The following is a 22,221-nucleotide window of genomic DNA, read 5'->3' as shown; positions in this document are numbered from 1 at the left end:
TGCATGAATCTGCGTTTTCTTCCCTGGTCCTTCGCCCTGACGCTGCTGGTCGGCTGCAGCACCGTGTCGGCCCCGCATGTGCAACGCAACGGCAACCTGCAGCCCTCGGCCAGTGCCGGCCAGGCTGCCGTCGATGCGCAGACCGAAGCGGCCGATCAAGCCAAGGGGGCGCCGCAGGCGGTGATCCGCCGTGGCACCGGCACCATGATCAACCGCGAAGCCGCGCGCAAGCCGTCGCCCGCGCTGCATGCGGCCAGCTCCGGTGAGGCGACCTTCAACTTTGAAGGCGAGTCGGTGCACGCGGTGGTCAAGGCCATCCTCGGGGACATGCTCGGCCAGAACTACGTGATCGCCCCGGGGGTGCAGGGCACGGTGACGCTGGCCACGCCCAAGCCGGTATCGCCGGCACAGGCACTGAACCTGCTGGAGATGGTGCTGGGCTGGAACAACGCCCGCATGGTCTACAGCGGTGGCCGCTACAACATTGTCGCCGCCGACCAGGCACTGGCCGGCACCGTGGCGCCGAGCACCGCGCCGGCCTCCAGCGCACGCGGTTTTGAAGTGCGCGTGGTGCCGCTGCAGTTCATTTCCGCCACCGAGATGAAGAAGGTGCTGGAGCCCTATGCGCGGCCCAATGCCATCGTCAACGTCGACAGCGGCCGCAACGTGATCACCCTCGGCGGTACGCGTGCGGAACTGGAGAACTACCTGCATACCGTCGAGATCTTCGACGTCGACTGGCTTTCGGGCATGTCGGTGGGTGTATTCCCGATCCAGTCCGGCAAGGCCGAGCAGGTCGCGGCGGATCTGGAGAAGGTCTTCGGCGAAGAGAGCAAGACGCCCAGCGCCGGCATGTTCCGTTTCCTGCCGCTGGAAAACGCCAATGCAGTGCTGGTGATCACCCCGCAGGTGCGCTACCTGGACCAGATCCAGCAGTGGCTGGACCGCATCGATACCGCCGGCGGCAGCGCGCGCCTGTTCTCGCATGAACTGCGATACATCAAGGCACGCGACCTGGCCGAGCGCCTCAGCGAAGCCTTTGCCAGCAGCGGCAACCGCGGCGGCTCCGGCTCGGCATCGCTGGCGCCGGGTGCCATTCCCTCGCAGCTGGGCAGCGAGGGCGACCGCGGTATGGACGCGGGCAACAGCAGCAGTTTCAACAACCAGGTCGGTGGCGGCAGCAGCAGTGGTAGTGGCAGCAGCGCCGGCAGCCTGAACCTGCCGCAGCGCCAGTCGGGCAACGTCAGCATCAGCCTGGAAGTGGAAGGCGATCGTGTCGGCGTGTCGGCGGTGGAGGAAACCAACACGCTGCTGGTGCGTTCGACACCGCAGGCCTGGCGCTCGATCCGCGAGGTGATCGAAAAGCTGGACGTGATGCCGCTGCAGGTACACATCGAAGCGCAGGTGGCCGAAGTCGGGCTGACCGGCGACCTGAAGTACGGCGTCAACTGGTTCTTCGACAATGCCGTGGCGGGGCGCGCGCTGACCGGCGCGCTGTCCGGGTTGACCCTGCCAGCAGCGGCCGGCGGCTCCTGGAACACCTTCGCCGGTGCGGTGACCGGTACCGATGGCGCCGGCTGGGCGTTCACCGGGCACAACGGTGCAGCCGTGGTCAGTGCGCTGGACAAGGTCACCGACGTGCGCCTGCTGCAGACGCCCTCGGTGTTCGTGCGCAACAACGCCGAAGCCACCCTCAACGTCGGCGACAAGGTGCCGATCAACACCACCACGGTCAACACCGGCATCGGCACCAGCAGCTACAGCTCGGTGCAGTACATCGACACCGGCGTGATCCTCAAGGTGCGCCCGCGCGTAACCCGTGACGGTACGGTGTTCCTGGATATCGTGCAGGAGATCAGCAGCGCATCGGACGTGCCGGAGAACTGCAATCCGCAGGAGCGCAACTGCAATCCGCGCATCTCCACCAAGAAGCTGGCCACCGAGGCGGCGGTGCAGAGCGGGGACACCATCATGCTGGCCGGCCTGATCACCGATTCGGCCACCGATGGCAGCAGCGGCATTCCCGGCCTGAGCCGGATTCCGGTACTGGGCGCGCTGTTCGGCCAGAAGAGCCGCACCAGCCGTCGTTCGGAAGTGATCGTGCTGCTGACCCCGACCATCGTCCGCAACGGCCAGGAAGCCCGCACCCTGACCGACGAGTACAGCCAGCGCTTCCGCGCGATGGAACCGCTGAACCAGCCGCGCAGGAAGTAAGCCGGCCGGGCTGCGCCCGGCACCCTCCGAAGCCGAAGCTGAAGCCGAAGCCGAAGCCGAAGCCGAAGCCGAAGCCGAAGCAACGGCAACGGCAACGGCAACAGCGGGCATTCCGTGGGATGGCGGGGCGGTGTGGGCTGGCAGGACACGCCGTAAACCCGTCCCTGGGGGCTCGATGGCGCCATCCATGGCGCCAACGGTCCTGCCAGCCCACACCGCCCCGCCGCCGACAGATTCCGTGGGCTGTTGGTAGGTGTCGACCTTGGTCGACACATCTTTCAGATATCGAAATACAGGAATGGGGTCAGACAGTTCGCGGAAAACTGTCGAAGGTGGGGGGGGTGTCGGATTGCGGGGTGTCAGCCGCATGGATGCGGCTGCCAAGCCTACAAGGACGTACTTGCGGCGTCCCCGCAATCCGATACCGCCCCGCCATCCCCCAGGACCCCAGCTGTTGCTGTTGCTTCGGCCCTGGCTTGAAGCCTCTGCGGGTGCCGGGTGCAACCCGGCCGACACCCACCCGATGCTACGCTGTGGCCACCGACAACCACGGAGGCGGGATGGGGGCGATCGTGTTGTTGCCGCTGGGCGTGGACGACGCGGTACTTGACCGCTGCCTGGCCGCGCTTGATGCCGGTACCGCAGCGGGAACATCGATCTGGCTGGCCGATGACGCACAGGCCGGGCCACGTGCACAGGCGGTGGTGGAACACTGGCTGGCACATACGCCGTTGCAGGCCGAGTACACCCGCCGCGCGCGGCCGCTGGGCGAGGTTGCCCATCTGGACGAAATGCTGCGTGCCTGCGATGGCCTGGACGTGGCGGTGCTGGCCCCGGACAGCGTGCCCGCACCGGGATGGCTGCAGCAGCTGCAGGCCACGTTTGCACGCGACGCGGCCATTGCCACGGCCACGCCGTGGTGCAACGTGGGCGAAACCGCGGCTTGGCCGCGCTTGGGCGAGCTCAACCCCGAACCGGGCGACCCGGCGCTGTTGGCACATGTCTGCGCCGCACTGCCGAGCCTGCATCCTGAACTCCCTTCGGCGGTCACCCACGCCGTGCTGGTGCGCGCCAATGCTCGGCGGCGCGCCGGCGGCCTGGATGCAGAAAGCTACCTGGGCTGGAACGCGGCGCTGGTCGATCTGAGCCTGCGCATGGCTGGTCTCGGTTGGCGCAACGTGTTGTGCGAAAACGCCTTCGTCAGCCGTGCCAGTGAAGCGCCCAGCCGCGACGGCGATCTGGAAGCACTGGCCGCGCGCTGGCCGGGCTGGGTACCGCGGCTGGCTGACTTCCTGATGCACGACCCGCTGCACACGCTGCGCCAGGACCTGCAGCACGGCCTGCAGCAGGCGATAATGCCGCGCGGGCAGGGCGACCTGTTCGTCCCGCCATCACCGTTGGAGCCGCCTGTTTGAATTCCGCCATTGCCGCCATCGTCGTCACCTACCAGAGCGGCAGTACCATCGATGCGTGCCTGTCGCGGCTGCGCCAGGCGCAGGACGTGGCCGAGATCCGGGTGGTCGACAATGGTTCGCTGGATGACACCCTGGAAGTCGTGCAACGCCACGCCAGCCACGATCCGCGTGTACGTTTCATCGCCAACCCGGACAACCCGGGTTTTGCCGCGGCCAACAACCAGGGCGTTGCCGATTCACGCAGCCCGTGGCTGGCCTTCATCAATCCCGACCTGATGGTCGAAGTCGATACGCTGGCAGCCCTGCGTGACTGCGCCAATGCGGTGGGCGACAGTCTGCTGGGGGTGGAGCAGGTGGACGAGCAGGGCCAGGCCGATGAAGCGGTACGGCGCCGTGATCCGGACTTCCTTGCCATGCTGCGCTCACCCGGTCGTGGCGCGCGGTTGGCCATTGCCCGCGACCCGGCGCAGCCATTGCAGCAGGTGCCGGCATTGTCCGGTGCGCTGCTGCTGATGCCGCGCGCCCTGTTTGATCGCATCGGCGGCTGGGATGCCGGCTACCGGCTGCACGCCGAAGACCTGGACTTGTGCCGCCGCGTGCGCGAGGCCGGTGGCGTGGTCGCCATCGCCAACGACCTGAAGGTGACCCACGTGCGCGGGGTGTCCAGCCGCTCGCGCCCGTTCTTCGTTGAATGGCACAAGCATCGCGGGCTATGGCGCTATTTCAGCAAGTTCGAAGCGCCGCAGCGGTCGTTGCCGGTGCGGGTGGCGGTGTGGGGGGCGATCTGGGCCCATGCACTGGTGCAGGTGCCGAGGTTGCTGCGCAGGTCGCTGTAACGCGCTGCCACAGGATCATCCACACATGGCGTGGACCGACTGCAGAGCGCGTGAGGGCGCCACCTCCATCACGGACCCCTGTTCACCCGAACGGGCGCATAATTCCCCCATGCCTATCATCCAGTCCCTGCTCGACACCGACCTGTACAAGTTCACCATGATGCAGGCGGTGCTGCACCAGCACCCCGGCGCGCAGGTTCAATACCGTTTCAAATGCCGCACCCCCGGTATCGAGCTGGCCCGCTACATCGACCAGATTGATGAGGAGATCGACCACCTGTGCAGCCTGCGCTTCAGCAATGAAGAGCTGGATTACATGCGTGGCCTGCGCTTTGTGAAGCCCGATTTCGCCGACTTCCTCGGCCTGTTCCACCTGGACCGCAAATACATCCAGCTGCGCGCGTCGAAGACGGTGCCCGGCGAGATCGAACTGGACATCACCGGTCCGTGGCTGCACACGATCCTGTTCGAAGTGCCGCTGCTGGCGATCATCAACGAAGTCTGGTTCCGCAACACCACCACGGCGGATTTCGCCGAAGGCGAACGCCGCCTGCAGGCCAAGGCCGCGCTGCTGCGCGATACCCCTGGCTTCGAGCAGTGCCGCATCGCCGACTATGGCAGCCGCCGCCGCTACTCGCGCGACTGGCATGCCCGCCTGCTGCCGCTGCTGCGCGATGCGCTGGGCCCGCAGCTGGTCGGCACCAGCAACGTGCACTTCGCGCGCCTGTACGGCATGACGCCGCACGGCACCATGGCCCACGAGTACCTGCAGGCGTTCCAGGCACTGGGCCCGCGCCTGCGCGATTCGCAGGTGGCGGCGCTGGAGTCGTGGGCGCGCGAGTACCGCGGCGACCTTGGCATCGCCCTGTCCGACGTGGTCGGGCTGGATGCGTTCCTGCGCGACTTCGACATGTATTTCTGCAAGCTGTTCGACGGCGTGCGCCATGATTCCGGCGACCCGTTCGACTGGGGCGACCGCATGCTGGCCCACTTCCAGCTGCGCCGCGTCGACCCGCGCAGCAAAGTACTGGTGTTCAGCGATGGGCTCGACATCACCAAGGTGATGCGCCTGTACGACTACTTCCGTGGCCGCTGCCAGGTGGCGTTCGGCGTGGGCACCCACCTGACCAACGATCTGGGGCCGACCCCGCTGAACATCGTCATCAAGATGGTCCGCTGCAACGGCCAGCCGGTGGCCAAGCTCAGTGACTCGCCGGGCAAGAGCATGTGCGACGACCCGGGCTACCTGTCCTACCTGCGGCAAGTATTCGAACTGCCGGATCCGGCCCAGACCTGATCGCGGTCGGTCCGGGGCCGCACCGCGGCCCGTGGCTGCCCTGCATGTGGTGATTGCCGCACATCGCGGGTGGCAGTAATTGACTGTGCCTTGATGCCGCAAGCATCAGGATCGACGGTATGATGCGCCCACAACCACACGAATGTGACGTGCGTCATCAAATGAGTTCCCTTCGCTGCAGTATCCACCCTGCAAGTCTGCCAATGGACCCACCGATGGCCGCTGAAAGGAACAACGCGTGACGGCGCCCCATCTTGCCATTGCCGGCATGCCGGCCGAATTCGTCGAAATGCGCGGTGGCAGCGTGTACTGGGTCGTTGCTGCTGGCAGCGCGCCGGCCGATCTGCTCGGCGCCAGTGCGTTGATCGGCGCGGGCGATCTTGATGACGTAGTGCTGGCAACGCTGGGGCGCGGCGTCGAGCCGATGTTGTCTCTGCTGACGCCCGAACAGGGCCCTGCACGGGTGCACATGTTCCAGTGCTCGCACCAGGGCATGCAGTTGGCCCTGCGCGGCCTTGCCGAGGACTTGCCTCGCGCTTCAGGCGCCACAACGCGCATGTGCATCGTGCAGTTCCCCGTGGCTGCACTGGACGGTTGGGACGACGCGCGTTTGTCGCGCTGGTGCCAGCGCCTGCAGCAGTGGGCGCAGAACGCCGCGCAGGTCCTGCTGCTGCTCTGCCATGGCGAGGTGGCCACGCTCGCTCCGCGTCTGTTGCCCTTGAACCGGAGCTGCGCCGGTGTCGCCCAGTTGCATCCACACCGTGGTGCACTGCAGCTGTTGCTGCATTACTGGACCAACAGCCACGGCGTCGTCGCACAACGTGCCTTCACCGTTGAACAAGTCGAGCAGCGTCTGCAGCGCTTGGTCGACCCCGAGGTTGAAGCGCCGTCAGTGGCGGGCGAGGGCGGCAGCGACCGCGACCTGTTCCTGGCCCAGGCCGATGTACTGGAAGGTGCCCCGCCGTTGTCGTCGGCCTGGCGCCTGTATGAAGGCTGGGCTGGCCTGATGCCTGCCGCGCTGCAGGCACGCGAAGCCACGGTGGTGGTCGCCATCAGCGAAAACGCACAGGTCGACGCCCTGGCGCGATTGCTGCATCGCCTGCGGCGTGAGCGCGGCGATGCTGTGAAGCTGGTGGTACGCGAACTGCAACCCTGCCTGCGCTACGCCGATGAGCGGCTGTTGCTGCAGTGCGGCGGCAGCCTCGTGGTGCCTGCCCACACCCCTTTGCCGCGCCTGTTGACCTTGCTCGATACCGTGCAGCGGCAGCGCTGGCAGGGCCAGTTGGCTGACGATCCGGAACCGTTGATCCGTGCGCACCGGCCGCCGTCGATCAGTGGCCAGGTCAGTGCGTCGCGCTTCCGCCAGATCGCCAGTGAACGCATCGACCAGGACGGCAGCGCCGTGGAGAGTGCAGTGCTGGCATTGCAGCCGGTGGCTGGCCTGCGCGCCGAGCAGACGCTGCAGCAGCTGCGCATCCGCCGCCAGGGCGACCTGGCCTGCGTGTACCGCGGGCAGGTGCGCCTGTTCCTGTTCGGCTGTCGCCGCGATGCCATCGAACAGGCGCTGGGCAACCTGTTCCGGCTGCCCTGGCGCGAGCTGTTCGACGGTTACCAGCGGCTTGCCGAATACGATATCGCGGCGATGAACGCCAGCGGCAGCGATCCGGAGACGGAGCTGCTGCCGCAGCCTGCGGAACCCGCGCCGGTCGCAGTTGCGACGGTTGTAGCAGTGCCATTTGCAACGCCAACACCGTTGCGGCTGGGAGACGACACATGACCACCGACCAGCAGCTGTGGACGTTGATCGTCGCCTGCGCGGTATTGATGATTCCGTTCGGCGCGATGCTGGGCGTGCTGTGGCGAGGCCTGCGCCGACGCGTCGGTGGGTGGTTGCCGCCACGTCACCTGCGCCGGGCGGGCGTGCGCCAGCGCGCACCGCGGAGGCCGGCATGAGTCCGCAGGCATTGCCCGCATCGCCGTTCGCCTGGGCCGACCTGCGCGGCTGGAACCTGTACTTCCTGTCCAAGGTGGTGCTGGCCTGGATGGGTGCGCTGGACCTGAAGATCCTGCCCAACCTGCTGTTCCTCGGCGCGCTGCTGGTGCCGCTGCGCTGGCGCTGGGCGCGTATCGCGCGGACGGTGGTGGCTGTCCCCGTTGGCGTGGCGCTGTACTACCAGGACACCTGGTGGCCGCCGTTCCAGCGATTGCTGGCGCAGCCGGGCGTGCTCGACTTTTCTGCCGACTATTGGCTGGAACTGGCCCAGCGCTTCATCAACTGGCAGATGGTGGCGGTGCTGGCCCTGCTGCTGGTGGCCTATTACCTGCTGAAACCGTGGCTGCGCATCACCACCCTCAGCGTGCTGGGCATGCTCGGCATGGCGGTGGTTGCGCTGCCGCTGCCAGCAGACCTGGTCGCGCGACAGGGCCAGGCCGTGGCCGCCACCGGCAATACGGGCTCCGGTCGTGCGCCGCTGGCACCGGCCAGCAACGACAACCTCAACGCCTGGCTGGCAAGCTTCTACCAGCAGCAGTCAAGTTTGAAGACGGCCTTCCCGGCGCCGGCCAGCGGCGCGCCCTTCGACGTCATCATCCTCAACATCTGCTCGCTGGCCTGGAGCGACCTGGACGAAGTGGGGCTGCGCCAGAACAACCTGCTCGACCGCATGGACGTGGTCTTCGACGATTTCAATTCGGCAACCGCCTACAGCGGGCCGGCGGCCATCCGCCTGCTGCGCGCCAGCTGCGGGCAGACTTCGCACACCGCGCTGTTCGACCCGGTACCGGCCGAGTGCCAGCTGTTCTCCAACCTGCAGCGCCTCGGTTTCCAGAGCGAGCTGGCCATGAATCATGATGGCCATTTCGACGATTTCATCGGCGAGCTCTCCAAGTACGGCGGCCTGCAGGCCAAACCGATGGACATCAATCCACTGCCGCGCGCGCTGGTGGCGTTCGACAAGTCACCGTTGCGTCGCGATGGCGACGTGCTGAACAGCTGGTTCAAGCAACGCCAGGCCGAATCCACCCAGCAGGTCGCGCTGTTCTACAACACGATCTCGCTGCACGACGGCAACCGCATCGTCGGCGCCGATGGTCGTGCCAACGCTGCCGACTACAAGGCGCGTGCGCAGATGGTGCTCGGTGACATGGCCGGCTTCGTCGACGCGGTGGAGAAGAGTGGGCGCCGCGCCATGATCGTGGTGGTACCCGAACACGGTGCCGCACTGCACGGCGATCGCATGCAGATCCCGGGCATGCGTGAAATTCCCAGCCCGTCGATCACCCACGTGCCGGTAGGCGTGAAGCTGGTCGGTATGGGGGCACCTGCTGCCGGCGGCCCGCGCCACATTCCCGAACCGAGCAGCTACCTGGCCATCTCCGAGCTGGTGGCACGGGTCTACGCGCTCAACGCGCAGTCGCCGCCGGCCGACCGTGACTGGGACAGCCTGCTGAAGGGGTTGCCGCGAACGCCATCGGTTTCCGAGAACGAAGGCGCCAAGGTCATCGACTACGACGGCAAGCCGTGGCTGCAGCTGCAGGGCAGCCAGACCTGGAGCCCTTATCCCGAGGACAAACGCTGATGGCTGCCGACATTCTCGCGGTGCCCACCACCCTGTCGGTCGAGGAAGACGACATCGACCTGCTGCGGCGCAGCCTGAACATGCCGGAGATGCCCTACGTGGACTTTTCGGCGCAGCGCGAGCGCGAGCAGGCGCTGGCGCGCTGGCCGCTGCTGGCGGAGCTGGAGCAGCAGCGATGAACACGCTGTTGTCCCTGCAGGGCGTGCATGGCGGCACCGGGGTAACCACCGTGCTGGCAGCGCTGGGCCAGGCCCTGCATGCGCAGGGCCAGCGCGTGCTGCTGGTCGAATGCAGCCCGGACCAGATGCTTGGCCTGCACCTGGGCCTGCCCGCAAAGGAAGCGGGTGGCTGGGCGCGTGCCCAGCTTGACGGAGGCGACTGGCGCGCGGCGGCCTTCGCCTGCGCGCCTGGCTTGGCCGTGCTTCCCTATGGCCGCGTCGATGACGCTGAGGCACTGCAGGTAGAGCAGTGGCTGCAGGCGGCGCCGGCCACCTGGGCCGATCGCATGCCGCTGTTGGCGCCGCAGTTCGACTGGGTGATGTTCGACCTGCCACAGCGGCTGCCTGCACACGTGGCCGCGATCAACCAGCATGCCGCTTGCACCTTGCCGCTCCGCCTGGCCTGTGTCGATCCGGCCAACCATGTGGCGCTGCAACGGCAAGGTGCCGACGCGCGCCGTGTGCTGGCCAATCGCTACGATCCTGCTGTGCCGGTACAGCGCGACCTGATGCAGTTGTGGCTGCACTCGCATGCTGCGCGCCTGCTGCCGCAACCGCTGCATGAGGATGCGCGGGTACCGGCGGCGTTGGCCAGCAAGCAGCCGTTGGGCCGCTACGCGGCCGATTCGCTGGCCGCCGCTGATATCGATGGCCTCGCGTTGTGGTGCCTGGCCGAGTCTGCCCGGCGGCAGGCGGAGGGCGCGCACGGATGAGCGCGCGGGTGTACTACCTGCATTGGAGCCGCCTGCGTGATCGGGTACATGCGCCGTGGGCGACTTGCCTGGTGCTGTGGCTGCTGCAGGCCATCGGCTGGGCGTTCCTGCGCCTGGAAGCTCCGGCATGGCAGGCATTGGCGCCGCGCCTGCGCGGTGCCTTCCCGCAGTTGCAGGGTGACCGTCGCTGGCGCCCCGGCGATCCGATCCGCTTGCTGATCCAGGCGCTCTGGTTGTCGATCGTGCGCTTGGTGCCGCGCCCTTCGCAGCGCCGGCAACGCTTGGCGCGCGCGCGCCGGCAACGCATCGCCGAGCTGCGCGGTGCCGCCGGGCGTGGTCACCTGCGCTACGTGCGCGCAATGCGCGATGCACCCAACGAGGTCTGGAACAGCCGCTTCATGGCCTGGGCAAGCCAGCGCCTGCAGGGGCTGTCGCCGCGTACGCGCAATCTGCTGACGTTCCTGATCGGCCTGGTCACGCTGGGCCTGGCCGTGCTGTGCATCACCCAGCCGTTCACCTACTTCGCGCAGTTCGTGTTCGTGCTGCTGCTGTGGGTCATCGCCCTGCTGGTGCGGCGCATGCAGGGGCGCTACGCCACCCTGGTGCTGGTGGTGCTGTCGATCACCGTGTCCTGCCGCTACCTGTGGTGGCGCTATACGGCCACGTTGAACTGGAACAGCACCTTCGACCTGATCTGCGGGCTGGTGCTGTTGGCTGCGGAAACCTACTCGTGGCTGGTGCTGATGCTGGGGTATGTGCAGGTGGCCTGGCCGCTGCGCCGTCGCCCGGCGCCGCTGCCCGCCGATGTCCAGCAGTGGCCGACGGTGGATGTGCTCATTCCCACCTACAACGAAGACCTGGCCCTGGTGCGGCACACCGTGTACGCGGCGATGGGCCTGGACTGGCCGGCCGACAAGCTGCGCATCCACATTCTCGACGACGGCAGGCGCGAAGAGTTCCGCGCTTTCGCCGAACGTACCGGAGTGAACTACATCACCCGCACCGACAACCGACACGCCAAGGCGGGCAACCTCAATCACGCCCTGACCTTGATTGATGGCGAACTGGTGGCCATCTTCGACAGCGATCATCTGCCGGTGCGGTCGTTCCTGCAGGTCTCCTGCGGCTGGTTCCTGCGCGACCCGAAGCTGGCGCTGGTACAGACGCCGCACCACTTCTTCTCGGCCGATCCGTTCGAGCGCAACCTGCAGGTATTCCGCAGCGACCCCAACGAGGGCGAGTTGTTCTACGGTCTTGTGCAGGATGGCAACGACCTGTGGAACGCGGCCTTCTTCTGTGGCTCCTGCGCGGTGCTGCGCCGCGAGGCGATCGATGCCATTGGCGGCTTTGCCACCGAGACCGTCACCGAGGATGCGCATACTGCGCTGCGCCTGCATCGCAACGGTTGGAACTCGGCGTACCTGCGTATCCCGCAGGCGGCTGGCCTGGCCACCGACAGCCTGGGAGCGCATGTCAACCAGCGCATCCGCTGGGCGCGCGGCATGGTGCAGATCTTCCGCATCGACAATCCCCTGATCGGCAAGGGCCTGAGCCTGTTCCAGCGCTTCTGCTACGCCAACGCGATGCTGCACTTCCTCGCCGGCATTCCACGTCTGGTGTTCCTCACCGCGCCGCTGGCGTTCCTGCTGCTGCACGTCTACATCATCTATGCGCCAGCACTGGCCATCCTGTTGTTCGTGGTGCCGCACATGGCCCACGCCAGCCTTACCAACGCACGCATCCAGGGCAAGTATCGGCGGCCTTTCTGGGGCGAGGTCTACGAGACCGTGCTGGCCTGGTACATCGCACGGCCGACCACCATTGCGTTGTTCAGCCCGGGGCGCGGCAAGTTCAACGTCACCGACAAGGGCGGCACCCAGGCCGGTGACCGTTTCGACTGGCGTGTGGCACGGCCATACCTGGTGCTGGCGCTGTTGAACGTGCTGGGCCTGTGCTTTGCGGTCTGGCGCTTCATGCACGGCCCGGCTGATGAACGCGGCACCGTGGTCGTCAGCTCGCTGTGGGTGCTGTACAACCTGCTGATCATCGGTGGCGCGCTGGCCGTGGCCGCCGAGGTGCAGCAGGTGCGCCGCACCCATCGCGTGACGACACGCTTGCCGATGGCCCTGCAGGTTCCCGATGGTCGCCGCCTGCGTGGCGTCATGCAGGATTACTCCAACGACGGTGTCGGCATCGAGCTGGGCGACGACCCGCAGCTGCTTGAGGGGCAACCGGTGCAGGTGCTGCTGGGCCGGGGCCGCCGCGAGTTTGCGTTCCCCGCACGGGTGCAGCGCAGCGTTGGCCATCGCCTCGGCCTGCTGTTGACGTTCGAGAATGAACGCCAGCGCGTGGAATTTGCCCAGTGCACCTTCGCCCGCGCCGATGCGTGGCTCGACTGGCACGCCGGCTATCAGCCCAAGAGCCTGCCACGCAGCCTGTGGAGCGTGCTGGTGCTGGGTTGGCGCGGTTACCGGCGGATGGGCGACTTCACTCCGTTCGACCTTGACCGTCCCGCGCACTGGAACCGTCGCCTGCTGCGCTGGCTGGCCAGTTTCGCCCCGCAACGTCCGCTTCCATCCCACCCGGCTGACCCAGCCGCTGATCCAGGGCTTCGTCCATGAGCATTCCGTCCTCTCTGCGCTGGCTGCTGCTGCCTCTGCTGGCCTTGCCTGTGGCCTCGGGCAACAGTGCGCCGGCCCCGGCACGCATGCCGACCACTGGTTCCACCCCGGACGCACCGGCTGCCCAGGTCGCCGTACCGACCCCGGTGGCGGCTGCAACGGTTCCTGCGCAGCGCAGTGAAGCTGCACTGCCGCAGACCTGGGCAGGCAGTGCCTGGCCTTGGCAACGCGAAAGTACCTTCGCCCAGTTGGGTCGTCGCCAGGACACGCTGTTGTCGGGCGTGCGCAACGCGACCACCTTCGAATTCCAGGTGCGCCGCGACCGGCTCGCGCGCGAGGCCGAACTGGACCTGAGCTTCACACCGTCGCCGTCGCTGCTGCCGACCCTGTCGCACCTGCGGGTCTATCTCAACGATGCGTTGATGGGCGTGGTGCCGATCAGCAACGACCAGCTTGGCCGCCCGGTGCAGGCCAAGCTGCCGCTGGATGCGCGCCTGATCGCAGACTTCAACCAGGTGCGGCTGGAATTTGTCGGCCATTACACCGACATCTGCGAAGAACCCACCCACAGTTCGCTGTGGGTGAACCTGTCCAGCAACAGCACGCTGCGCCTGGGCGGACAGCTGCTGGCGATGCAGGATGACCTGGCCAACTTCCCGCTGCCGTTCTTCGATCCACGCGACACCGCGCGCCTGGAGCTGCCGGTGGTGTTCGGTGCCGCACCGACGTTGGCCCAGCAACGCGCCGGTGCCATGATGGCCTCTTACTTCGGCAGCCTGGCCGGCTGGTGGCGGCAGGCGCGTTTCCCGGTCAGCTTCGGCCAACTGCCGGCGCAGGGCCATGCCGTGGTGCTGGCAGTCAATGGCAAGTTCCCGCCGGTGATCGCCAACCATGCACCGGTGAAGGGCCCGGTGGTCGAGCTGATGGCGCTGCCGGAGGATCCGCAGCGCAAGCTGCTGCTGGTGTTGGGCCGCAACGATGACGATCTGCAGAAGGCGGTGGCGGCGATGGCGGCGGGCAACGCGTTGTTCCGTGGCCGCCAGGTCAGCATCGACGAGGTCAAGCCGTTGGCCCCGCGCAAGCCGTACGATGCACCTAACTGGGTGCGCACCGACCGGGCCGTGCGCTTGGCCGAACTGCTCGACTACCCGCAGCAGCTGCATGCAAACGGCGTGTCGCCGCAGCCGATCACGGTCAACCTCAACCTGCCGCCGGATCTTTTCATCTGGCGCAACCAGGGCATTCCGCTGAACCTGCGTTACCGCTACACGCCGCCGTTCGGCAGCGATGAATCGCGATTGGGCGTAGCAATCAACGACCAGTTCATTTCCAGCTTCCCGCTGGTGCGCCGCAACGGCAAGCAGGGTCTGGAGGAAATCCGCCTGCCGGTGCTGGCCGGCGACGCCGGTGCCGACGACGGCCGCCTGCTGATTCCCTCGCTCAAGCTGGGCGACCGCAACCAGCTGCGCTTTGATTTCAACTTTGCCAGCGTGATGGGCAGTGCCCAGCGCGACCACTGCCAGACGGTGCTGCCGCCGAACCTGCAGGCGGCGATCGAAGAAGATTCGACCATCGACTTCTCCGGTTTCCACCACTACATGGGCCTGCCGGACCTGTCCGCATTCGCGCTCAGCGGTTTCCCCTTCAGCCGCATGGCCGATCTGTCCGAGACGGTGGTGCTGGTGCCGGCAACGGCGAGCGAGTCGCAGGTCAGCCTGCTGTTGAATCTGGTGGGCGGCCTGGGCGTACAGACGGGGTACCCGGCCTATGGCCTGCGCCTGTCCGACGACTGGAAGCAGGCCAGCGCACTGGATGCCGACCTGCTGATGCTGGGTGCAATGCCGGCAGAGCTGCGTGGCAGCGATCAGTTGTCGCTGCTGATCGATGACCAGCGTACGCGCCTGCTCAATGGCCAGTCACCGTCGCCGCAGCTGGCGATGGAGCAGGCCCGTCGCGGCAGCCGTGCCGGTGATCCGGCAGTTACCCAGGTGGCGGTCACCGCCGAAGCGCCCTTCGCGGCGATCATCGGCCTGCAGTCGCCGCATCACGCGCAGCGCAGTATCGTCTCGCTGGCGGCCAGCAATGCCGCCGACTACGGCCTGCTCGACGAAGCCCTCAGCGATACCGGCAAGCGCCAGGCGATCGCCGGTTCGGTGGCGATCCTGCGCAGTTCGGGCATCCACAGCCAGTTCGTCGGCGACCATTACTACGTTGGCGCGCTGCCGTGGTGGCTGCTGCTCTGGTACCACCTGGCCGACCACCCGGCACTGCTGGCGGTGCTGGCCACGGTGGTGGTGCTGATGGTGGCATTCCTGTTCTGGCGTGTGCTGCGCTGGGTGGCAGCCAAGCGGCTGGATCCGGGGCACTGATTGATGGTGCGTCCGCCGCCGTCGCTGGTCGCCGCCTCCGGCCTGGTCCTGATCGGGCTGGCGGGCCCGTGCGCGGCGCAGGTGCTGCCAGCCACGCCCGGCGGCACTGTCGCCGAGCAGCGGCAATGGCTGCTGCAGCAGGTGCGCATCGGCGAGGCCAGCGGCCGTCAGGGGCTGATCGAAGATGCCCTGGCCCGGCTGCGCATGCTCGCACCGGACGACCGCAGCACCCTGGTGGCGATCCTGGAAGTGCAGCTGTCGCAGCAGAAGATGGAAGATGCCGATGCGACCCTGCAACGGCTGCGCCAGCTCGGCGCCGGCAGCCGCGAACTGGCCGCCGGTGAGCGCCTGTGGCGCGCCTATCGCGGCGACCTGCAGCAGGAACTGCAGCAGGCACGGCTGTTCGCCGCCGGTGGTCGCAGCGATGAAGCGTTGCTGATCTACCGCCGTCTGTTCAACGACGATCCACCGGGGCTGCAGCTGGGCCTGGAGTACTGGCGCCTGCGCGGCACGCAGGCCAGCGGGCGCGATGCCGCAATCCGCGAACTGACCGCGCTGGACCGCAGTTACCCCGGCAACACCACCCTGTTGCAGACACTGTCGCAGCTGTTGTTCGCAGCCGGGCGTGATGCCGATGCGCTGGCGGCGCTGCAGCGCATGGGGCGCAATCCGGAAGCGCGCGCGCTGGCGGCCGATGCCGAATGGGGCTACCTGCAGGACCAGCCTGCCGACGAGCGCAACGTGCGCCGCCTGCAGGAGTTCATCACCCGCAACCCCACCTTCAGCGACATTGCGCTGGTGCGCGAACGCTATGCCGAACAGCACAAGCGGGTAAGCGATCCCTCCTGGCGCGCAGGCCTGCGTGGCCAGCAACTGCTCGACGCCGGTCGCAATGCAGAGGCCGAGCGCGCATTCCTGCAATCGCTGCGCGGCTATCCGCGCGAAGCGGAGTTCCTCGGTGGGCTGGGCATGGCCCTGATGCGGCAGGGGCGCCGCGAGCAGGCCATCGCCTATTTCCAGCGTGCCGTGCAGGCCACACCCGCGGGTGATACCAGCGACAGATGGCGCGACCTGATCACCAGCACCCGCTATTGGCTGCTGCTGGACCAGGCCGACACCGCGCTGGCCGCTGCCAGGCTCGATGATGCTCAGGCACTGTATTCGCAGGCGCGCCGGCAGCAGCCGCGCGAGATAAACGCCATCCTCGGCCTGGTTGATGTCGCGGTGGCGCGTGGCGACGATGAGGCCGCCGAGCGGCAGCTGCAGGCCGCGCGACGGATCGCCCCGCGCGATGCCAATGTGATCCGCAAGCTGGTGCAGCTGTATGGCCGTACCGACCCGCAGCGTCTGGAATCCTTCATCAACGCCTTGCCTGCAGCGCAGCGCACCCTGTACGCCGAAGACCTGCGCCAGCTGCAGATCAGCCGGCTGCGTGAGCGTCGTGAGCAGGCGTTGGCCGCTGGTGATGCCGATGCGGCCATCACGTTGGGGCGTGAGCTGCGCCGCGAACTGCCCGGCGATGCCTGGCTGGCGTATGCGCTGGGCAATGAACTGCGGACGGCCGGCAAGCTGGATGAAGCAGATGCGGTGGTTGCCGATATGGCCACGCGCAATGCCGGCATCGAAGCGCGTTACGCGCAGGCGCTGTACCTGTCCGGTTCCGATCGCCTGCCACAGGCGCTGGCCGTGCTGGAAGGCGTGCCGCGCGCGCAGTGGGACGATGACATGCGCGCCTTGTCAGAACGCCTGCAGCGCCAGCAGCTGATCGATCATCTGTGGGAGCTGCGCGCGCAAGGCCGGGAAGCAGAAGCCATTGCCCTGCTGCAGCAACAGCCGCCCAGCGCGGACAACCAGCTGATCCTGGCCGAGTGGGCGCGCCTGCGTGATGATCATGCACAGGCGCTGCACTACTACCAGCAGGTGCTGGCGGTGCAACCGGACAATCTCGATGCGCAGTTGGGCCAGCTGCAGGCCTGGATCGGCACCGGCGACCTGGCCAGTGCCCGTCGGCAGATGCACGACGCGCCCCCCGTGGTGGCCGATGATGCGATCGGCCAGCAACGCCAGTTGGCGACCATCTGGACCGACCTGCATGAAGACGCCAAGGCGCTGCAGATCCTGCGCGCGCTGCTTGCCCGCAAGAGCGGACCGGACGCCCAGTCCTGGCGCGATGCGGCGCGTCTTGTACGGCGCGAAGATCCGCAGCAGGCGCTGGACATGTACGCACGGGCGATGGCCGACAATGGCTTGATCGCACCGTCGCAGGCGCAGCCACGTGACAACCGCGCGTTGACCCTGGCCAGCCGCGAAACCGCCAGCGACGACTGGTTGCGGCGCAGCCTGCGCAGCGACGTGGAAACCCTGTACCAGCAGGAAAATCCGACGCTGACCGTGATGCAGGATTCCGGCCGTCGCAGCGACGGCACGCCTGGCATCTCGAAACTTGCACGCGATACCCGCATCGCCCATCTTGACGCACCGTTCGCCGGTGGCCTTGGCTGGGCGCGCATTGAACAGGTGCATTTCGATGCAGGCCGTTTCCAGACCGATGCCGACGGCGCATACAGCGACGATTTCGGCAGCTGCGACCTGGACCTGCTGCAGGCCGACGGCACGCGGATGCAGGCGCCGGGCTGCACCCGCTACGTACACCAGCGGCGCAGTTCGGGTGCCGGCTTTGCCGTGGGCTGGCGCACCCTGGATGATCGCTGGAATTTTGATATCGGCCATTCGCCGTCCAACTACGTGGTGGGCAACTGGCTGGGCGGCGTCACTCTCAATGGTGACCTCGGCCGGCTGGGCTGGGGAGCGACCGTATCGCGGCGGCCGATGACCAATTCGCTGCTGTCGCAGGCTGGTGCGATCGATCCACGCAGTGGCATTGCCTGGGGTGGTGTCACCGCCAATGGCGTGACCGTCAGCCTCGGCTATGACGAAGGTGGACGCAACGGCGTGTGGTCGAACTGGAGCTGGCACCAGCTGACCGGCCACAACGTGGTGGACAACACCCGCGCGCGGGCGATGGTTGGCTGGTACCACAAGCTGATCCAACGCCCGGACATGCGCCTGGATGTGGGAACCACCGCGATGTATTGGCGCTACCAGAAGGACCTGGGCGGCTATTCGCTGGGGCAGGGCGGCTACTACAGCCCGCAGCGCTATGCGTCGCTGAGCCTTCCGGTGGGCTTCGCCTGGCGCAACGACGACTGGTCGGTGCGCGTTGATGGTTCGGTCAGCGTCTCCAACGCACGCACCCGCTCGATCAGCCGCTTCCCCGACGAGGCCCTCATCCAGCGCGTGATCGCACAGCTGGAACCGCAGTACGGTCCGCTGCAACTGGACCCGGATGGCCTGTACACCACCGATGGCAGCAGTACTGGTACGGGCTATCGCCTGTACGCGGCAGTAGAGCGGCGCCTGGGTGATCACGTCGTGCTGGGTGCGGCCGGTACCCTGCAGCGCAGCCGCGATTTTTCGCCGAACACGTTCCAGTTGTACCTGCGCTATTCCTTCAAACCGTGGCAGGGCAACCTGCCGTTGCCCGTCTCTCCGCTGGTGCCGTATGGCGAATTCCGCTGACCTGCAACGCCGCCGTCTGCTGCAGGCGACAGTCCTGCTGCCGCTGCTGGGCAGCGCCGGCGTTCGCGCGGCCACCACAGCATCGCGTTGGCCGGCCTGGCAGGTGCTGCAGGACAGCAGCCTGAGCCGCGATGGGCGCATGATCGACCGCAGCCAGGAGGATCAGCGCAGCACATCGGAGGGCCAGTCCTATGCACTGTTCTTCGCGCTGGTCGACAACGATCCTGCACTGTTCGACCGCATCCTGGCCTGGACGCAGGACAATCTCGCAGGCGGTGACATGGCCGCGCGCCTGCCAGGCTGGTTGTGGGGGCAGGGCAAGGAAGGCTGGCGCCTGCTGGACGACAATCCTGCATCCGATTCGGACCTGTGGCTCGCCTACGCACTGCTGGAAGCTGCACGCCTGTGGCGCCGCCCCGCGCTGCAGGCCATCGCCGAAGGCATGCTGGCACAGGTGCGCGCGCGCGAAATCGTGCAGATACCCACGCTGGGGCCGATGCTGCTGCCGGGGCCGCAGGGATTCATCGAAGACGGCGCCACCCGGGTCAATCCGAGCTACCTGCCGCTGCCGTTGCTGCGGCGATTCGCAGCGGTTGATCGCAGCGGCCCCTGGCAGGCGCTGGCCGACAACACCGTGGCCCTGCTGCAGCAGACCAGTCCGCATGGGTTCGCGCCGGACTGGGCCGCGTGGAAGGACGGCAGCTTCATCGTCGATCCGGTGAAAGGGGCTGTGGGTGGCTACGACGCCATCCGCTGTTACACCTGGGCCGGCATGACTGCGCCGCGCGATCCCTTGTTCCGTCGCCAGCTCACCGCTCTGTCCGGCCCTCTGCAGCGCCTGCGCAGCGGTGCGCCGATGTGGGAGAAAATCGACACGCGTACCGGCAAAGGGCAGGGCGAGGGCAACTACGGTTTCCGTGCCGCACTGCTGCCCTACCTGCTGGCACAGGGTGAAACATCCCGCGCCGCGGTGCTGCTTGAAAGCCTGCCCAGCGCCGAACAGCAGCGTGCTGGCGAGCCCGCGTACTATTCGCAGATGCTCACCCTGTTCGGTCGCGGCTGGGCGGAAGGCCGCTGGCGTTTCGCTGCCGACGGACGCCTGCAGCCGCGCTGGTGATGCAACGGCCGGGCGATGCCCGGCGGGCCCATCAACAGGTGATCACTCCAGCGCGTAACGCAGCACGAACAACACCGCCACCAGCCACACTGCCGGATGCACCTCGCGCCAGCGGCCGGTGCCGGCCTTCAGCGCGGCATAGGCAATGAAGCCGAACGCCAGGCCGTTGGCGATGGAATAGGTGAACGGCATCGCCAGCGCACACAGCGCGGCGGGTACGGATTCGGTCAGGTCGCTCCAGTCCACTTCCACCAGTTCGCGCAGCATCAGTCCGGCCACGAACAGCAGCGCCGGCGCGGTGGCATAGCCGGGCACCATCGCCGCCAGCGGCGAGAACAACAGCGCGGCCAGGAACAACGCAGCCACCACCAGAGCGGTCAAACCGGTACGGCCACCCACCTGCACGCCAGAGGCGCTTTCGGCGAAGGCGGTGGTGCTGCTGGTGCCCAGCAGCGAGCCGGCCACAATCGCCGTGCTGTCGGCCAGCAGCGCGCGCCCGAACCGCTTCTGCGCGCCCGGCAGTTTCAGCAGGCCGGCACGGCCGACCACGCCATACAGCGTGCCGGTGGCATCGAACACTTCCACCAGCACGAACACCAGCACCACCTGCAGCAGCACGGCGATCGGCGCGCCGCCGTTGTGGTGCAGCAGGCCAGGCAGGTCCAGCTGCAGGAAGGTCGGCGCCAGGCTCGGCGGCAACGACACCAGCCCGTGGTACTGCAGATCGCCCAACGCCCAGCCGGCCGCGGTCACCGCCAGGATGCCGATCAGGATCGCACCGCGCACACGCCGCGCTTCCAGGATCGCGATCAGCAGGAAGCCGCCCAGTGCCAGCAGCGGCGGCGCGGTATTGAGCGGGCCCAGCGCCACCAGCGTGTCCTCGTTGCCGATGATCACGCCGGATTTCTGCAGCGCGATGATGGCCAGGAACAGGCCGATGCCGGCCACGATCGCCGACCGCAACGACGCCGGAATGCCCGACACCAGCCACGCGCGCACGCCGGTCAGCGACAGCACCAGGAACACCAGGCCGGAAATGAACACCGCCGCCAGCGCCTGCTGCCAGGGCAGCCCGGCAGCGCCGACCACGGTGAAGGCGAAGAACGCATTCAAGCCCATGCCCGGGGCCATGCCTACCGGGAAGTTGGCCGCCAGCGCCATCACCACCGAGCCCAGCGCCGCGGCCAGACAGGTGGCCACGAACACCGCACCGGCGTCCATGCCGGTGGTGCCCAGGATCTCGGGATTGACGAAGACGATGTAGGACATCGTCAGGAAGGTGGTGACACCGGCCAGCAGTTCGGTGCGCACGGTGGTGCCGTGCTGCTGCAGCTGGAACAGGCGTTCGAACAGGGACATCGCAGATCTCTCGTACCTGCACGCCCTGCCGCCCGAAGGACCGGCGGGTGCGTCGCCAGGCGGTTAGAAGTGGTAGTTCAACTTCAGCGTAACGCTGCTGTAGTTGGTATGGAAGCTGCGTCGCGCCGCAGCCGGGTAGTTGGGATCTTCCAGGTAAACCGGGCTGGAGCCCAGATGGGTGTAACGGTACTCCGCACCCGCCGAAAGCTGGTCGCTGAAGCGGTACAGCACGCCTGCGCCGACGTTCGCGCCGGTGGATACATGGGACGCGCGGGTTTCGAATTCGGCCACGCGGCAGCCATTGGTGGCCTCCACCAGCGACTTGTCGCAGCCCAGCGAAAACTCCTGGCGGGCCACGCTCACGCCGGCGCTGACGTACGGCAGCCACTGGCCCGCCGCGTAACCCAGCGTCAGGTTGACTGCGCCCGAACGGGTCACCGCATCCTTGCCGTAGTAGGGGCTGTACTGGTGGTTGTCGCGGTCCTTCCACTCCTGGGTGATGTTGCCGAAGGAAAGGGTGCCTTCGATCCCGGCAACCACATTGTTGTCGAACTGCCAGTTGCGGCCGGCCTGCAGCCCGCCAGCAAAGCCACGGATGCTTTTTTCAGAGGCATTGGCGTTGCTGCGGTCCTGGCTGTGGCCTTCGCCATGGCTGGCATGGGCACCCAGGTAGATGCCTTCCCAGTTCGCCGGCGCGGCCGCGGCAGTGCCCGACAGCAGCAGCGCTGCCGTGGTGGAGATCAGTGCTTTCATGGTGTTTTCCTACGAGGGGGATGAATCGGGTGCGTAGGAAAACCGAAGCGTTGGGCCGGGAACATACAACGAGTTGCAAAGTACGGAGGATGCCGCGTGCGACAAGGAATCAACACCGCTTTACACGGGCAGCCTTCAGCCGGGTCGCGTTG

General features: G+C 67.2%; 15 protein-coding genes. 13 read left to right on the top strand and 2 right to left on the bottom strand.

Going from position 1 to position 22,221, the window contains the following annotated elements; genetic code table 11:
• Positions 1–3 precede the first annotated feature (3 nt).
• From gspD to bcsZ, 13 genes are all read left to right on the top strand, one after another.
• Positions 4–2,214, top strand: coding sequence for a type II secretion system secretin GspD (gene gspD, locus ABIA73_RS09950; RefSeq protein ID WP_354275723.1), 2,211 nt, complete (start codon positions 4–6; stop codon positions 2,212–2,214).
• 560 nt (positions 2,215–2,774) lie between these two features.
• The gene (locus ABIA73_RS09945) at positions 2,775–3,629 is read left to right on the top strand and encodes a glycosyltransferase family 2 protein (RefSeq protein WP_025876690.1); all 855 of its coding nucleotides are present in this window, start codon (positions 2,775–2,777) and stop codon (positions 3,627–3,629) included.
• Positions 3,626–4,465: a glycosyltransferase family 2 protein gene (locus ABIA73_RS09940; RefSeq protein WP_025876688.1), complete on the top strand. Its 840-nt coding sequence runs from the start codon at positions 3,626–3,628 to the stop codon at positions 4,463–4,465. The genes ABIA73_RS09945 and ABIA73_RS09940 overlap by 4 nt, the downstream gene beginning before the upstream one ends.
• 109 nt (positions 4,466–4,574) lie before the next feature.
• Complete coding sequence (pncB, locus tag ABIA73_RS09935; protein ID WP_025876686.1) at positions 4,575–5,762, top strand: nicotinate phosphoribosyltransferase; 1,188 nt, start codon at positions 4,575–4,577, stop codon at positions 5,760–5,762.
• 238 nt (positions 5,763–6,000) lie between these two features.
• Positions 6,001–7,539, top strand: a complete 1,539-nt coding sequence (locus tag ABIA73_RS09930; protein ID WP_134831988.1) for a BcsE family c-di-GMP-binding protein — start codon at positions 6,001–6,003, stop codon at positions 7,537–7,539.
• Positions 7,536–7,715: a cellulose biosynthesis protein BcsF gene (bcsF, locus tag ABIA73_RS09925; protein ID WP_025876682.1), complete on the top strand. Its 180-nt coding sequence runs from the start codon at positions 7,536–7,538 to the stop codon at positions 7,713–7,715. Before ABIA73_RS09930 ends, bcsF begins: the two co-directional genes overlap by 4 nt.
• Positions 7,712–9,340 carry a cellulose biosynthesis protein BcsG gene (gene bcsG / locus ABIA73_RS09920; RefSeq protein WP_025876680.1) on the top strand — a complete coding sequence of 543 codons (1,629 nt, stop codon included), beginning with the start codon at positions 7,712–7,714 and terminating at the stop codon, positions 9,338–9,340. The genes bcsF and bcsG overlap by 4 nt, the downstream gene beginning before the upstream one ends.
• Entirely contained in the window at positions 9,340–9,519 is a 180-nt protein-coding gene (bcsR, locus tag ABIA73_RS09915) for a cellulose biosynthesis protein BcsR (RefSeq protein WP_025876678.1), read from the top strand. The genes bcsG and bcsR overlap by 1 nt, the downstream gene beginning before the upstream one ends.
• Entirely contained in the window at positions 9,516–10,271 is a 756-nt protein-coding gene (gene bcsQ / locus ABIA73_RS09910; protein ID WP_025876676.1) for a cellulose biosynthesis protein BcsQ, read from the top strand. Before bcsR ends, bcsQ begins: the two co-directional genes overlap by 4 nt.
• Entirely contained in the window at positions 10,268–12,892 is a 2,625-nt protein-coding gene (gene bcsA / locus ABIA73_RS09905; RefSeq protein WP_025876674.1) for a UDP-forming cellulose synthase catalytic subunit, read from the top strand. Before bcsQ ends, bcsA begins: the two co-directional genes overlap by 4 nt.
• A complete protein-coding gene (gene bcsB / locus ABIA73_RS09900) occupies positions 12,889–15,261 on the top strand; it encodes a cellulose biosynthesis cyclic di-GMP-binding regulatory protein BcsB (protein WP_354275722.1) in 2,373 nt (790 codons plus the stop codon). The genes bcsA and bcsB overlap by 4 nt, the downstream gene beginning before the upstream one ends.
• Positions 15,262–15,267: 6 nt before the next feature.
• Positions 15,268–18,840, top strand: coding sequence for a cellulose synthase complex outer membrane protein BcsC (gene bcsC / locus ABIA73_RS09895; protein WP_354275721.1), 3,573 nt, complete (start codon positions 15,268–15,270; stop codon positions 18,838–18,840).
• On the top strand, positions 18,824–19,957 hold the full coding sequence (gene bcsZ / locus ABIA73_RS09890) for a cellulose synthase complex periplasmic endoglucanase BcsZ (protein ID WP_312310791.1): 1,134 nt from the start codon (positions 18,824–18,826) through the stop codon (positions 19,955–19,957). The genes bcsC and bcsZ overlap by 17 nt, the downstream gene beginning before the upstream one ends.
• Before the next feature lie 42 nt (positions 19,958–19,999).
• On the opposite strand, the gene ABIA73_RS09885 is transcribed toward bcsZ, so the two are convergent.
• Complete coding sequence (locus tag ABIA73_RS09885) at positions 20,000–21,316, bottom strand: NCS2 family permease (protein ID WP_025876668.1); 1,317 nt, start codon at positions 21,314–21,316, stop codon at positions 20,000–20,002.
• A gap of 63 nt (positions 21,317–21,379) precedes the next feature.
• Positions 21,380–22,069: an outer membrane protein gene (locus ABIA73_RS09880; protein WP_025876666.1), complete on the bottom strand. Its 690-nt coding sequence runs from the start codon at positions 22,067–22,069 to the stop codon at positions 21,380–21,382.
• Positions 22,070–22,221: the final 152 nt, after the last annotated feature.

This window comes from Stenotrophomonas sp. 2694 (assembly GCF_040548715.1).
GTDB lineage: Bacteria > Pseudomonadota > Gammaproteobacteria > Xanthomonadales > Xanthomonadaceae > Stenotrophomonas > Stenotrophomonas indicatrix.
Note: the sequence above shows the minus strand (reverse complement) of the source record. Positions and strands in the feature narration are given on the sequence as shown.